Below are 14,567 nucleotides of genomic sequence, written 5' to 3'. Positions count from 1 at the left end.
TGCGCACCACCTGACCAAAGGCATATGCCGACAATTTGCCCCGACCGGCGCGGCGTAGGGTTTCGAGAACCATGCGCACGCTGTTGATCGACAATTACGACTCGTTCACCTATAACCTGTATCAGCTGATCGGTGAGGTGAACGGGGTCGAGCCGACGGTCGTACGCAATGACGAGGCGCGCACAGTCGCCGAGCTCGATCTCGCCCGCTTCGACAGTGTGGTCGTCTCACCGGGACCAGGGCGACCGGAGGTGGCGCGCGATATGGGCATCTCCGCGGCAGTGATCCGCGAGACCGACCTGCCGCTACTCGGGGTATGTCTGGGCCATCAAGGCATCGTGGGCGCGGCGGGCGGCGTGATCGCCGCCGCGCCCACTGCCAGGCACGGCTATCTCGACCGCATCGAGCACAACGGCCGAGATCTGTTCGCCGGTATCCCGCAAGGCTTCACCGCCGTGCGGTATCACTCACTGTGTGCCCTGCGGCCGCTACCGGACGAGCTGGAGCTCACCGCGGTGGCCACCGACGGCGTCGTCATGGGGGTACGGCATCGCACGCGACCGCAGTGGGGGGTGCAGTTCCACCCGGAATCGATCGCCGGTGAGTTCGGCGCCAGGCTGCTGCGCAACTTCTCGGAACTCTCTGCACTCTCAACACCTCCAGCACTCTCAACACCTCCAGCACTCTCAACACCTCCAGCACTCTCAGCGGCACCACGATTTCAGGCCGGATACACCGCACCGCGCCGACCGCTGGAACCGAAGCGCACGCGTATTACCACGTCGACCACTCCGGACTTTCCGCCACCACGGACTCTTCGGCTACGGCGAGAGTTGATCGAGCGGGCGATCGATACCGAAAGTGCGTTCACCCGGCTATACGGCGAATCCCCAACGGCATTCTGGCTGGACAGCGAACATGTGGAGCCGGGGAAGGACCGCTTCTCTTTCCTCGGTGACGCGAGCGGTCCGCTGGCGGAAGTGGTGCGCTACCGGGTGGGCGACGGGAAAGTGACAGTAGAATCCTCCAGCGGGCATCAGCGCACCGTCTCCGGCGGAATCCTCGACTATCTTTCCGCCGAACTGGCCGCACGCCGATGCGAAGTACCCGATCTTCCTTTCGATTTTGCCGGAGGATACGTCGGCTACCTCGGCTACGAGGCCAAAGCCGATTGCGGTGGGAGTGCGATCCATCGCGCTCCCACCCCGGACGCGCAGTGGATCTTCGCCGATCGGATCGTGGTGGTCGACCATATCAACGGGCAGACGCATCTGCTCGCATTGAGCGATACACCGGATACGGCCCGCTCTGGCGACGACTGGCTGCACACCACTCGCGCCACTCTGGAAACCCTTCCGACCTGGTCCAATCCGGCACCGCTCGCATTACCGCAGGATGGCGATGCTGTCGCACCGCTGCTCACCCGCGGCCGGGAGCGCTATCTCGCCGATATCGCCATCTGTCAGGAACGGCTGCATGCGGGTGAGTCCTACGAGATCTGCTTGACCGACACCGCGAAGATTCCCGCCGCCTCGACCGACGGCCTCGATTTCTACCGTACGCTGCGCCGCTGCAACCCCGCTCCGTATGCCGCCTACCTGCGCTTCGGCGACCTCGACATCGCCTGCTCGTCGCCAGAGCGTTTCCTCAAGATCGATCGCCACCGCATCGTGGAGAGCAAGCCGATCAAGGGCACCGCGCCACGCGGGACTACGCCGGAACAGGATGAACGCTTACGTCGCGAACTGGCCGACAGCCCGAAAACGAGGGCGGAAAACCTGATGATCGTCGACCTGTTGCGCAACGATCTCGGACGAGTCTGCGAGATCGGCACTGTCCGCGTGCCCTCCCTGATGGCTACCGAGCAGTACGCGACGGTGCATCAGCTGGTATCGACGGTGCGCGGCACGCTACGACCGGATGTAGGCGTGGTCGACTGCCTGCGCGCGTGTTTTCCCGGTGGCTCGATGACCGGCGCTCCGAAGCTACGCACCATGGAGATCATCGACGAGCTGGAAACCGAAGCGCGCGGGATCTACTCGGGCACCATCGGCTTCCTCGGCCTCGGCGGCACCGCGGACCTGAACATCGTGATCCGCACCGCGGTGCGCTACGACGGCTACTGGCGGATCGGGGCGGGCGGTGCCATCGTGCTCGATTCCGACCCGGCCGATGAATACTACGAAGTGCTGCTCAAAGCGGCCGCCACCTTGCGTGCGGCCACCGACCGCGCGCACCGTTGAGCGCATCTGGCCAGCGCAGCGAGCCATCGGCCCACCTCTCGCCACACCAGGGAATATCTTCGCGAATTCGGCGTGTCGGACAAGCGTGGCATATTCGAAGACGATGAAACTCAGCAAGGGCGCGCACGCACCGGTACCGACATCCCTGCTCGCCGTGGTTATTTCCTGGCATTCGGACCATGCGGTAGACGCGCACGCCCTGTTGCTCGACACCTCCGGCACGGTTCGCTCCGACCGGGACCTGGTGTTCTACAACGCGCCGCGGCACGTCTCCCAAGCGGTGACACTCGATCAGGAACCCGCGCCACGCACGGCGCGGTTGAGTGTCTCGCTGCCACGCACCGAAGCAGACATCGACCGCATCATCGTCTCCGGCTCGCTCGACGAAGGGACTTTCACCGATATCCATGACCTGACTGTCACTGTGCATGCCGTCGATGGGGTGATCATGACTTTCGAGATCGGGGGCGTGGACGCGGTGTCGGCACTGATGTTCGGCGAGTTCTATCGTCGGGACGGGCGGTGGCGGTTCCGCGCCGTCGGCCAAGGCTGGGCCAGCGGCCTTCCTGGATTGGTCACCGAATTCGGTGTGCAGGTCAACGATCCGGCCGAGCCGACCCGAACCACACATCCAGCCAACCCATTCCGACCACACCGGTCGGTCCGTACTCCACCTGGGCGGGAACGGCTTATCACACGGTCCGGTCACGAACAACGCGACCAAGTGCCCACCCGGCCGCCCGACCGTGTTCCGGTCCGGCACGCTGTGCACGGATCGCACGCGTCGAGCCTGCTCCACCGCGAATCCGGCTCAGCCCCGCCCGAACAGGCCGCACAGCCGAATACGGCTCCGGAGGACATGCCCGCGCACCGGGTCGCCGAGCGCCATCTCCCTCCGGTGAACGGCACGGCACAGCCCGAGGACAGTGAAACCCGCGGCCGCTCCACTCGAGCGGATTTCGGCGAACAGCCCAGGCCACACGCCGGTTCGCTCGACCACGCGCAGCCATCCGCCGGGCCCCGCGCGCCGGCCGACCACACGGTCGACCTGAGCAGGCACGCCCAGGAAGCCGCACCAGCCGCGCCCCCACCGGACCCAGAGCGCGCCGACTGGCATCAGGACCCAGAGGACCACCAGCGCATGCGCTGGTGGGACGGCTCGGAGTGGACCACCGACAGCTACCTGCCCCGACCCAGCGATAGCAGGCGCTGCGAGCGCTGCGCGAGCCCGCTGCGCCGCAAGCTGTTCGGCGGGCTGGCGCCATGCGAGAAATGCGAACAAGAGATCGAGCAATACCTCACTCACTGGCACACCCGTGCCTGGCATGTGCTCACCACCCACGGCCCACGTGGGCCGGAGTGGGCGGCATTATGGGCATCATTGCGCTACCAGCGTATCCATGCCGAGGCGGGTAGGATCGCGGTGCGTGATATAGCGCTGAGCTACGTGGAGCGCCTGGTCGCCTTCGCCTTCGCTGATGGCGAGGTCCGTGACGCGGATCTGGAACTGTTCGAGCAGTCGGTTACCGAACTGGCGCTCAGTGGCCCGCTGGTCGAGGATCTGCGCAGGCGAATGCAGCGCGGAAACGCGCTGCATCGGCTCCGGGCCGGTGACCTGCCGGTGGTCCGCACACCAGGCCTGCACCTGGATCCGGAAGAGACAGTGCATGTGGATCTGACCGCGACGCATGTACGTCAGTTGGCCCGCGGACCCAAACTCACCGCAGGCAGGCTGATCGCGAGCAATAAGAAGCTACGCTTCGTCAGCGATAGCGCTGGCACCGAAATGACCTGGTCGCGAGTGGTTTCCGTGCATACAGAACAGGACACGGTCGTGATCGCGGCTACCTCCGCGCGCGGCGGCGCGAGGTTTGCCGTCGACGACCCGGACTATGTCGCCGCCGTATTAGAGGGTGCGTTACGGGTGGCGAAACGCCTTGTGCTCACTCCAGGCCAACGCGACACCCGCAGCATTCCGCAAGAGGTGAAGGCACAGGTGTGGCAGCGCGACGGCGGCAGGTGCGTGGAATGCGGCGAAGGGCATTACCTGGAGTTCGATCACATCATCCCGCTCAGCCGCGGCGGCGCGACCAGTGCCGCCAACCTCCAGATCCTGTGTCGCGCCTGTAACCGCGCCAAGGGCGCTCGCATCTAGCCGAGTAATCTGCTGAACAAAGGCTCATCCGGCGAGCATGCCCGTCGTTCGCCCCAAGTCGTCGAGCATGGCATCGAACAGGATCTCCGGATTGTCCAGCGGGATCGGGTAGTTACCGAACACCTCTAGGGTGACATGCCCGTAGAGCCGCGCCCAGATCTGGATCATCAGGTAGGTCACCCCGAGGTCCAGTTTCTCGGCGGGGAACTTCTGGCCCGCTTCCGAAAGCGCCACCAGCAGCTCGGTCTGGAAGTGCGTGAGCTCCTCGTGCAGCTCCGGCGGGATGACGTCGGTGGGCGGGGTGATGATGTCGTAATTCGCCAGCACCCTGCCCGCCGCGGCGAGGAAGACCCGGGCGAACTGCTCGTCGAATCGCCGCGACGCAGGTCTTCGCCCGCCGCCGGGCGAAGCGAACACCAGGGTGAACTCCCTGGAATGCGCCAATGCCCAGCGCCGGAAACCCCGACAGATGGCGAAGAACTGCACCACGCCGTCATCGGGCAACGGGGCGATCTCAGCAGTCAGTTCCTCGGCCAAATCGGCACAGAAGTCCAACCTCAGCCGCTCCAGCAGATCCTCGAGCGACTTGTAGTACCGGTACAGCGCGGGAGCGGTGACACCCAGCTCACGTGCGATGGCGCGTAAGGTGACCGCATCCGGCCCTCGCTCGACCAGCAGCATGGTGGCGATCCGCCGGATCTCGGCGTCGGTCACAACCGGCGTACGGCCCCGCGTTTTGGACTTTTGCACCCAATAATTCAAGCGTATTCGACCTCCCAGTGCTTGATCCCGTTCAGCCAGCCTGAACCCAGCCGCACCGGTTCGGCTACCTGCCGCAGATTCGGCATCACATCGGCGATGGCGTTGAACATCAGATCGATCTGTAGCCGGGCCAGGTTGGCGCCGATACAATAGTGCGTGCCGGTACCGCCGAAACCTACATGCGGATTCGGATCACGCGATACGTCGAAAGTGAACGGGTCGGCGAACGCATCCTCATCGAAGTTGGCCGAGCTGTAGAACAACCCGACCCGCTGCCCCTTCCTGATCTCCTGTCCGCCGAGGACGGTGTCTCGAGTCGCGGTGCGCTGGAACGCGATCACCGGAGTAGCCCACCGGACGATCTCGTCGGGCGCGGTGCGCGGACGCTGCTGCTGATAGAGCTCCCACTGTCCGGGATTGTCGACGAACGCCTTCATCCCATGCGTGATCGAGTTACGGGTGGTCTCACTACCCGCCACAGCCAGCAAGATGACAAAAAAGGCGAACTCATCGGAGCTCAGGTTCTCGCCGTCGATGTCGGCATCGACCAGCTGGGTGACGATGTCCGCCGCAGGGCAGGCTCTCCGCTGCTCGGCCATGTTCCACGCATAGCTGGTTATTTCGGCGGCGGCAGCGTACTGATCGCCCTGGAAATCCGGATCATCGTAGGAGACCATCTGATTGGACCAGGTGAAGAGCTTCATCCGGTCCTCCTGCGGGACGCCGATCAGTTCGGCGATGGCCTGCAGGGGCAGTTCGCAGGCCACCTGCTCGACAAAGTCTCCACTGCCGGATTTCTTGGCCGCGTGCACGATCCGGTCAGCGCGTTCGGTCAGCGCGGCGCGCAGGCTTTCCACGGCGCGCGGGGTGAATCCCTTGGAGATGATGCGGCGGATCTTGGTGTGTTTTGGTGGGTCGAGGTTCAGCAGCAGCGTGCCGCCGAGCATGTCGATCTGCTCGCGAGTGATGTCCTCGTTGAACCGGATGATCGCCGTGTTCTGCTGGGAAGAGAACACCTCCGGATTCTTGGAGACCTCTTTGATGTGGTCGAGCTTGGAGACAACCCAATAACCGCTGTCCGCGAAACCACCCGCGTGGGGAGACTGAGCACACCACCACACCGGAGCGGTGCGGCGCAGTTCAGCGAACTCCGCGATGGGTAAGCGAGTAGCAAGCAGATCTGGATCGGTGAAATCGAATCCTGCGGGGATCGAGGGCATGGTCACGACTAACTCCTACCGGTCTGGTCCGGACGCAGACCCCACGGTGTTGCGGGGACCCGGTACATATCGATAAAAGCACAGATCAAAGCCCGTGAACAGTGTTTAGTAATACTTGTTTATTATTGTTGTGCCCGAGCCACCGAAGTATCGATCCTCCAGACGTGCCCCACCGATCGGTCACGAGACTCTACCGGGCTGGATCACCGCAAGGGCGGCAACGCGACGGAACCCGAGCCCGAAGCCACCGCAGCGCGCGATCAGATCGACAAGACGGCGTTCATAATCGTGCCCGCGCTGGTGGCGACAACGCCGCCGATCATGGCTCCCGCCACCATCTTCGGCGACTGCGAGCCGCCCGACCACTTCTCCCAAGCGAAGCGACCTCCAGCGTAGATGATGCTGATGACGCCCGACATCAGAGCGAACCACGTGAAATAGCGGACGAACTGTAAAATCTTGTCCGCCAGTGGCGGTGGCTCCGGAGTCGGATTATCTATCTGCGCCAGTGTTATGAACGTGTCACCGACTGCCGCCTGAATGCTGCTCACCGTCTACTCCCCATACTCCACTGCAACTCTGCTGTCGCCGGGCTGCTACACGAAAGCTTTTCGGCCAACGATGAATTAGCCCACCGACGACAATACGCGAAGGTGGCCCTGGTGCGCGCACCACACAGAACGCCAGGTGAGCGAGCGCCGGGTTCGGTTTCCATCTCGTCTGGACAGTCGTAGCGCCGCACCACCGAATCCGGCGATGCCGGAAAGCCGGTCGACAGACAGGCTGCCCGCGCCATCCCCAGCATCGGGTACCCGTACCGGACGGAATGCGAACTTCCCTGTGCCGCACCGTCGCGACTGCGCCGACCCGACTGCATCGGGGCGAGCAAACGGATACGATTGTGGCAGCGAATTACTGAACTCATGCATTACTGCCCTTGCCCCGAATCCAGAATGAGCGAACGACGATGATCCTGGCCGCTGCTTACGACACCCTGGCGCAGATCGGCAATCCCACTCCAGAGGCACCGCCGATCTCCGACAAGTTCCTCCAACTAGTCCGTTACCTGACATGGTTCGTACTGCTATCGGGCATCTGCGGCATCATCTACGCAGGTGGCCGCTTCGCCTGGGAGAAGTGGACCGGAGGTGGGCTAGAGTCGCCGAAGATGGTGGCGGGAGCCATGATCGGCGGCATCATCGCCACAAGTGCGGGCACCATCATGAACGCTGTGATCGGCTGACCCGGACACTCTCCTCGCCACAGCGCTTCTCGCTGTCACCACCACCGCGCCGGCACAGCGACCATGCCTGGTCAAGTCATTCCACGCGCAACCGCTCCGCGGCGTCGGTGATATTGCGTGCCATCCCGCCGAAGATAACCGTGTGCAACGGCGCGATGGCTTTCCAGTACAGGTGTCCGGCCAATCCGTGCGGTTCGAACAAGGCGCACTGGCGATAGACGGCACCCCTGCCGCGCGGCTCGACCGACAGCTCCAGCCAGGCCCGTCCTGGTACCCGCATCTCGGCGCGTAACCGCAGCCTGGTCGGTCGCTCCAGCAGCTCGACCCGCCACCAATCCAGGGCCTCCCCCTCGTGCAGTCGATGCGGGTCACGGCGGCCGCGCCGCAGACCTACGCCACCAGCGAGCCGGTCCATCCACCCGCGCAACGACCAGGCCAACGGGAAGGAATACCATCCGTACTCGCCCCCGATCGCCTCGATCACCTGCCACAATGTTGCCGGATTCGCGGTGGTGTAACGTACCTGGACGTCCCGATACAGCGAACCACCCGACCACACCGGATCGGTGGGCAGCGGATCCGACGGCATACCTGGCTGAGCGGCATCCGACCACCTGGTCGGAACATCCAGAGCACGAATCTTCTGTAGTGCCAGCGTCACTGCCCGCTGATAGCCGATCAGCCCCCCAGGCGGGTCCGGGATGAGAGTAGCGATGGCATGGTCATGGCAGACCACATCGTTGATAAGCGATTCCATCAGCGGCACGGCGATCGCGCGGGGCACCGGCGTCACCAGATTGATCCACTGTGCCGACAACCATGGGGTCAGCACAGGAACCGGCATGATCACCCGCCTGGGCAGCTGCGCCACCTCGGCATAGCCCCGCATCATCTGCTCGTAGGTCAGGACATCCGGACCACCGATATCGAAGACACCGCAGGTTCCACTCGGCAGCTTCGCCGCCTCGGTCAGGTAATACAGCACGTCGCCCACCGCGATCGGCTGGATGGTGTTACGCACCCACCGAGGGGTGACCATGATCGGCAACCGCTCGGTCAGATAACGCAGCATCTCGAAGCTGGCCGATCCAGAGCCGATGATCACCGCGGCCTGTAGCACCAGCGCAGGCACCGGCCCGGAACTCAGAATCTCACCGACCTCGGCGCGGGAGGCCAGATGCCGCGACATCCGCTGTCCATGTGGAGTGATACCGCCCAGATAGACAATCCTGCTCAGCCCCGCGTGCGCCGCCTCGGTAACGACCAGCCTGGCCGCATCTCGGTCCACTGTGTCGAAATCCGCGCGGGTAAGCGAATGGACCAGGTAATACAACACATCGGCTCCGGACAACGCGGCGCGCACCGAGACAGCGGAGGTCACATCTCCCGTCACCACCTCCACACGGTCACGCCAGGGTGCTTCGGCGAGCTTGCCGGGGGTGCGAGCCATTACTCGCACCGAATGGCCCGCCCGCAACAGCTCCGGCACCAGTCGACCACCGATATAGCCAGTCGCGCCCAACACCACACAGCGCACGAGAACTACCCTTCCGGTCGCTTTCTTTGGTGATGACCGGTAATCCGGGAGTCAAACAGGATGCCCTGTCGCCGACCGATCATGAGCTCTCCCCAGCCTAGACTTCTGCCAGACTTGGCCCGTGAGCGAAGCTGTCGAGAATCACCGACCGGAGGACCGCTCCCCACGGGATCGCGGTGAGATCATCGGCGCGGGTCTGCTGTGGCTGGCCAAATGGGCGCTGTGCATCGTCGCGATCGCTGCCGGTGCGTGGGTACTCGGATTCCTGGTCGCTCAACTATGGGTGGTGATTCTGCCAGTGGCGCTGGCCACAGTGGTCGCCACCGTGCTGCGTCCGCCGGTCCACTGGCTCACCATCCGCGGCCTGCCGCCCGCGGCGGCGGCATTGCTCACCGTCCTCGGCTTTCTCGGTGTGCTCGGCGGTACTATCGCACTGATCGTGCCCTCGGTGATAGACCAAACGCCCGAGCTCGCGGACAAGGCGAGCACAGGCATCAACCAGGTGCGGGAATGGCTCCAGGGCCCACCACTGAGAATCCGTGACGAGCAACTGGACTCCGCGGTCGATGCGATCGTATCCCGATTACAATCGAGTTCCGAACAGATCGCGACCGGCGTCTTCAATGGCGTGAGTACTGCGGCATCGGTATTGGTGACCACGTCTTTGGTGCTTGTGCTCACGTTCTTCTTCATCAAGGACGGGGCACATTTCCTGCCGTGGGTGCGCACTGTGTGCGGCAATCGCAGTGGTAGGCATGTGGAAGAAGTGCTCCACCGTACCTGGGTAGTTCTCGGCGGGTTCATCCGGATCCAGGCGCTGGTCAGCTTGATCGACGCGGTGCTCATCGGCGTGAGTCTGGTGCTCCTCGGAGTCCCGCTGGCACTGGTACTCGCGGTGATCACGTTTCTCGGTGGATTCGTCCCGATAGTCGGCGCGTTCGTCGCAGGCGCGCTCGCGGTACTGGTCGCATTGGTCGGCAACGGTTTCTTCACCGCGCTGGCTGTGCTCGGCATCATCATCGCCGTCCAGCAACTGGAAGGCAATGTGCTGCAACCGGTGTTGCAGAGCCGCGGCATGCGATTGCACGCCGCTATCGTGCTGCTGGCCGTTATGGCCGGTGGCTCGCTGTATGGGATTATCGGCGCCTTCCTGGCCGTGCCGGTCGCCGGTATGGCCATAGTCGTCTTGCGTTATATCGGTGAACAGATCGATGCGGCGACTATCGGGCAGCCGGAGCCGGGAGTCGAGACCGGACCCGCCGAATAACGGTACCGGTCAACGGGTTCACTACCCACGATGCCTCCAGTGTCGGAACACCGATCGAGGCATGAAAAGAAATCCGCCTTCCGCGTATCCGGAAGTCCTCCTGGATCGAACTAGAAGGGTAGGTATATGTCCTCTTCAGAATGAGGTGGAAGGTCTATGGCCGTAGCAACACCCAGAAAACCGGCACACCCCCTTTTCCGCCGCGCTGCCACCTTGGCCGTCGCGAGCACGATCCCGCTATCGGTGGCCGGCGCCGTGACCGCCTCAGCCCACCCGCTGATGCCGGAGAACGCCATCCAGCTTCCCTTCGAGCCGGTGCCCGCCATTGCCCCGGCAGCCCCGATCGCCGCTCCATTCGATCCGTTGGCACCATTGGCGCCGCTGGCGCCGTTCCTGCCGCCTGGCATTCTTCCCCCGCCTCCCCCCGTGCCCGAGACACCACCCGTTTCAGCCGGCCGCAACGACATGAGCACCAACCGGCCGATGCCGGATTCGAATGAACTCGCTCCCGTCATCCCGGAAAATCTGCACCTGCCCGATCTGACTGCCTTGGCTCCTCCGGTCGCGCCGATCGAAGCGCCTCCCGGCACCTTGCGCATTGGTTCTCTGGTGGTCGGCAGGCCGGACTTTCTGACTCCCGAGCAGGGGAAGGTGATCAACGACGCAATCGCGGGGCCGGAAGCAAGCATTGCCCAGGCCCTGGACTCGGCGGGCTTCGAACCGTCGCGCTCCGACCGCATCGCAGCAGATGTTGTCAGCTCCGCCGCCATAGGCGCCTCGGTGGGCAGTATGGTGGCTGCCCCAGTCGCGTCGGTGGGATTGGTCATCGGCGCGATCAGCGGTGCTATCGCCGGCCTCCCCATGTTTCCGACCGGGACGGTCGTTACCACCATCTTCGGCGCGGCTGTCGGCTACGGGTTCGTCGCTTCGCCCGCCATCGCGCTCGGTGCGGCCGTCGGCGCCGGAGTCGGCGTCGCCCAGGGACTGCTCGCGCCGCCCACAATCCCGGCCACGTAACCCAGAGCTCCCTGCGGCACTCCACAACAGGTGACCTTGCCGGTGCCGGTGAGCTCAGCGGGACCGCAGGCACATATGCGCACCGCCCACAGAAAGGCCCGGCCTCGGCCGGGCCTTTCTGTGGGCGGTGGAGTAATAATCGTTCACACCCGCCGCAACAAGGTCGCGACAGAGCAGGACGGATCAGTTCAACCGTATCGGCGCTAAAAAAGATGCATTTTCGATGCATATCATTCGAACAATCGACTAATTCTCCGATAGATATTCATGAAATGCGTCATTTCCGCATCGCTCCAGAAAACTGGAGCGTAGACTTATCTATGTGCCACGCGCCTAAGTGGCGCAGTAGATGTGTCATAGCAACCGATCGACAGCCACAACAGAAGGTGATCGACATGCGCGGTACTTTCCAGATGCTGTTCACGCTTGTGCACGACCCATTGGTCCAGCTGTATTACATGATCGACAACGCGCTGGCGATGTAACGCAAGTCGACTCTCCCCGCGCCGGATCCAAGCGGATCTGTTCACATAGGCCGGTCAGGTCAATCTCGTAAAGCCTGTTCGCGCAGCGATTTCAAGGTTTTGGCGAGAATGCGTGAGACCTGCATCTGCGAACAGCCGATCTGCCTGGCTATCTGCTCCTGCGACATCGAGTCGAAGAAGCGCATGGCGAGCACCTGCTTCTCGCGATCCGGTAGCGCGGCCAACAACGGTTTCACCGCCAGGTAATTGTCCACGGTGCCGAAGTCGGGGTCCTCCTCCCCAAGCGAGTCCAGCAATGAGGGGCCACCGGATTCCCCCTCGTCGGTGTCGGAAGCCGCGTCGATCGAGGATGTCTTGTACGCGTTGCGCGCGATGAGTGCCTGGGTCACCTCGTTGAGGTCGACGCCCAGTTCCTCGGCCACTTCCCGTGCCCGCGGCACCCGGCCCAGCCGCTGTGACAGAGCCTCCACCGTAGGACCGATCGTAGACTGAATCTCCTTGAGCCGCCTCGGTACTCGCACCGACCATGCGTAGTCCCTGAAATGCCTGCGCACTTCCCCCATGATCGTCGGCACCGCGAAAGACAGGAACGTCGCGCCACGCGCGGGATCGAATCGGTCGACCGCGGCGAGCAGGCCCACCCGGGCGATCTGCAACAAGTCTTCGAAGCTCTCGCCGCGTCCACTGAACTTACGGGCGATATGTTCGGCCAGCGGAAGACAGCGGTCGATCAGTTCCGTGCGTACCGCCTCCCGGCGTGGATCATCCTGGGTCAGCCCGACCAGTTCCACGAACAACGGCTCGATATTGTCGTAGCTATCTCCCCTCGACTCCCGCTTGGCAGCGTCTCGATTCAGCTTGTTATTCATCCGAGCCGCCACGCACCCAGCGGAAGTCGACCACGGTGGGATAGCCGCCGACGACGGGATCATATGCGGCCCGCGATACGCAGACCGCATCAGTAAGCGTCGCGACGATATGCCAGCCGAAGCCCGACTGATCCGGACTGGTATCCGAGACCGTGATCGCGCGGACATGTACGTCCACCGCGGTGTCGTCGAAGCTGAACGCGCAGTCGATTTCGGAGCCGTCTACCGCGTCCAGCATCAGTACGCTGGCCACCTCATCGAGCGCCAACCGGATGTCGGTTACCTCGTCGATGCCGAAGTCTGCCATGAGTACGACGGTCTCGGCCAGGGCCCGCAACATCGCCAGCTGTCCGGACTCCGCAGGCACCCGCACACTGATCGTGCCGGTCCGCGTCGTAGCGGGAGGAGTCCCCTCACCCTTGCTCATGCACCGCTCCCAGAAGTCGCGCCGGCCGTCGGAGCGACCAGCCTACGCCCTCTCGCCTGCTCATTTCGATGTGCCATGACGCGATGGCGCGTGTCATATCGAACCAGGCCTCCGAGGCATGCGGCACCGAGCCAGGATATGTGACCCCCTTGCGCAAAGCTGGATGGCGTGGCCGATCCGGCCCTGCATTGTGACCGTTATCAAACTGTAGCCTAGCAGGAAGGCATCGAGACACCCCGTAGCAAGGAGTTGAAAACCTTGGAGGAAGTGTTACGGCCGCTCATCGTCTTCAGCGGCACACTCGTGGCAACCATGACGGTCGGCGTGTTGATCGATCGCCTACTGCGCTACAGCGCGAAAAAACACCCGAGAATGCGGTTGGCCGGACTGCTGCGCCGCGTACAGTTGCCATTGCAGGCGCTGCTGGCCACGACCGGATTGCATTTCACCTACCCATTGGCGCACCTGGAATTACAGCAGAGCGAAGTCATTCTCAACGGTCTTGCCGCTACGGCGATCATCGCCGCCGCCTGGCTCACCATGCGCGCCGCCGACGCTGTAGCCGAGAACACACTCGACCAATACGCCACCCGCACCGCCGACACAGCGCGGGTACGGCGGTTGCACACCCAGCTCACCCTGGTTCGCCGCATCGTCACCACAGTGCTGGCCGTAACGACTGCGGCCATGACCACATTGATACTTTTCCCCGACCTGCGCACCTTGGGCACTTCATTGCTGGCTTCGGCCGGCGTGATCGGCATCATCGCCGGTGTGGCAGCACAGTCGACACTCGGCAATCTCATGGCCGGGTTGCAGATCGCATTCGGTGATTCGGTGAAGATCGGCGATACGGTAGTGGTCGAGGGAGAATGGGGCACTGTCGAGGAGATCACTCTGTCCTTTCTCACTGTGCGAATCTGGGACGATCGCCGATTGACCATGCCGGTCTCCTATTTCAACAGCAAACCCTATGAGAACTGGTCCAGAGGCGGGCCACAGATCACCGGCACCGTATTTCTGTATCTGGACCACAGCACCCCTGTACCGGAACTACGCGAGCATCTGCACAAATATCTGCGGGCCCGCCAGGACTGGGATGGACGGGGCTGGAACCTGCTGGTCACCGACAGCACGCCCACCAGCATCGTGGTGCGCGCGTCGATGTCCGCCCGCAATGCCGACGATGTGTGGGCCCTGCGCTGCGCGGTTCGCGAGGAACTGATCGGCTGGCTGGCGCACAACCACCCCTACGCGCTACCGAAGATCCCCACCGCCGCCGCGGCATCGCCCGCGCTGACCTAGCGGCCGTGGGGCCGCTTTCTGTATGCCGCGTGTGACG

Annotated in this window: 12 protein-coding genes; 6 read left to right on the top strand and 6 right to left on the bottom strand. The window is 63.5% G+C overall.

The window, feature by feature from the left end; all coding sequences use genetic code 11:
- The first annotated feature begins 71 nt into the window (after positions 1-71).
- Entirely contained in the window at positions 72-2,243 is a 2,172-nt protein-coding gene (gene pabB / locus ACX4ZE_RS01230) for an aminodeoxychorismate synthase component I (RefSeq protein ID WP_480271367.1), read from the top strand.
- A 103-nt stretch (positions 2,244-2,346) separates the two neighbouring features.
- The gene (locus ACX4ZE_RS01225; RefSeq protein ID WP_480271366.1) at positions 2,347-4,398 is read left to right on the top strand and encodes a TerD family protein; all 2,052 of its coding nucleotides are present in this window, start codon (positions 2,347-2,349) and stop codon (positions 4,396-4,398) included.
- Between the two features lie 24 nt (positions 4,399-4,422).
- On the opposite strand, the gene ACX4ZE_RS01220 is transcribed toward ACX4ZE_RS01225, so the two are convergent.
- The 3 genes from ACX4ZE_RS01220 to ACX4ZE_RS01210 all read right to left on the bottom strand — a co-directional run bounded on the left by ACX4ZE_RS01220 (position 4,423) and on the right by ACX4ZE_RS01210 (position 6,931).
- Positions 4,423-5,148, bottom strand: a complete 726-nt coding sequence (locus ACX4ZE_RS01220) for a TetR/AcrR family transcriptional regulator (RefSeq protein WP_480271365.1) — start codon at positions 5,146-5,148, stop codon at positions 4,423-4,425.
- Positions 5,149-5,156: 8 nt separating this feature from the next.
- Positions 5,157-6,386, bottom strand: coding sequence for a cytochrome P450 (locus ACX4ZE_RS01215; RefSeq protein ID WP_480271364.1), 1,230 nt, complete (start codon positions 6,384-6,386; stop codon positions 5,157-5,159).
- A gap of 254 nt (positions 6,387-6,640) precedes the next feature.
- Complete coding sequence (locus tag ACX4ZE_RS01210; RefSeq protein ID WP_480271363.1) at positions 6,641-6,931, bottom strand: hypothetical protein; 291 nt, start codon at positions 6,929-6,931, stop codon at positions 6,641-6,643.
- A 416-nt stretch (positions 6,932-7,347) separates the two neighbouring features.
- Here ACX4ZE_RS01210 and ACX4ZE_RS01205 point away from each other — a divergent pair, with 416 nt between their 5' ends.
- Entirely contained in the window at positions 7,348-7,623 is a 276-nt protein-coding gene (locus ACX4ZE_RS01205; protein ID WP_480271362.1) for a hypothetical protein, read from the top strand.
- Positions 7,624-7,699: 76 nt separating this feature from the next.
- On the opposite strand, the gene ACX4ZE_RS01200 is transcribed toward ACX4ZE_RS01205, so the two are convergent.
- Positions 7,700-9,160: an SDR family oxidoreductase gene (locus tag ACX4ZE_RS01200; protein WP_480271361.1), complete on the bottom strand. Its 1,461-nt coding sequence runs from the start codon at positions 9,158-9,160 to the stop codon at positions 7,700-7,702.
- A 121-nt stretch (positions 9,161-9,281) separates the two neighbouring features.
- Here ACX4ZE_RS01200 and ACX4ZE_RS01195 point away from each other — a divergent pair, with 121 nt between their 5' ends.
- Positions 9,282-10,427, top strand: coding sequence for an AI-2E family transporter (locus ACX4ZE_RS01195; protein WP_480271360.1), 1,146 nt, complete (start codon positions 9,282-9,284; stop codon positions 10,425-10,427).
- Between the two features lie 156 nt (positions 10,428-10,583).
- On the top strand, positions 10,584-11,444 hold the full coding sequence (locus ACX4ZE_RS01190; protein ID WP_480271359.1) for a hypothetical protein: 861 nt from the start codon (positions 10,584-10,586) through the stop codon (positions 11,442-11,444).
- 544 nt (positions 11,445-11,988) lie between these two features.
- Here ACX4ZE_RS01190 and ACX4ZE_RS01185 read toward each other — a convergent pair.
- Complete coding sequence (locus ACX4ZE_RS01185; RefSeq protein WP_480271358.1) at positions 11,989-12,798, bottom strand: RNA polymerase sigma factor SigF; 810 nt, start codon at positions 12,796-12,798, stop codon at positions 11,989-11,991.
- Positions 12,791-13,225, bottom strand: a complete 435-nt coding sequence (locus ACX4ZE_RS01180; protein ID WP_480271357.1) for an ATP-binding protein — start codon at positions 13,223-13,225, stop codon at positions 12,791-12,793. The genes ACX4ZE_RS01185 and ACX4ZE_RS01180 overlap by 8 nt, the downstream gene beginning before the upstream one ends.
- Before the next feature lie 267 nt (positions 13,226-13,492).
- Here ACX4ZE_RS01180 and ACX4ZE_RS01175 point away from each other — a divergent pair, with 267 nt between their 5' ends.
- A complete protein-coding gene (locus ACX4ZE_RS01175; protein ID WP_480271636.1) occupies positions 13,493-14,530 on the top strand; it encodes a mechanosensitive ion channel family protein in 1,038 nt (345 codons plus the stop codon).
- Positions 14,531-14,567 lie beyond the last annotated feature (37 nt).

This window comes from Nocardia sp. TBRC8007, assembly GCF_056629435.1.
The sequence above is the reverse complement of the archived record's forward strand: the minus strand, read 5'-3'. Positions and strand labels throughout refer to the sequence as shown.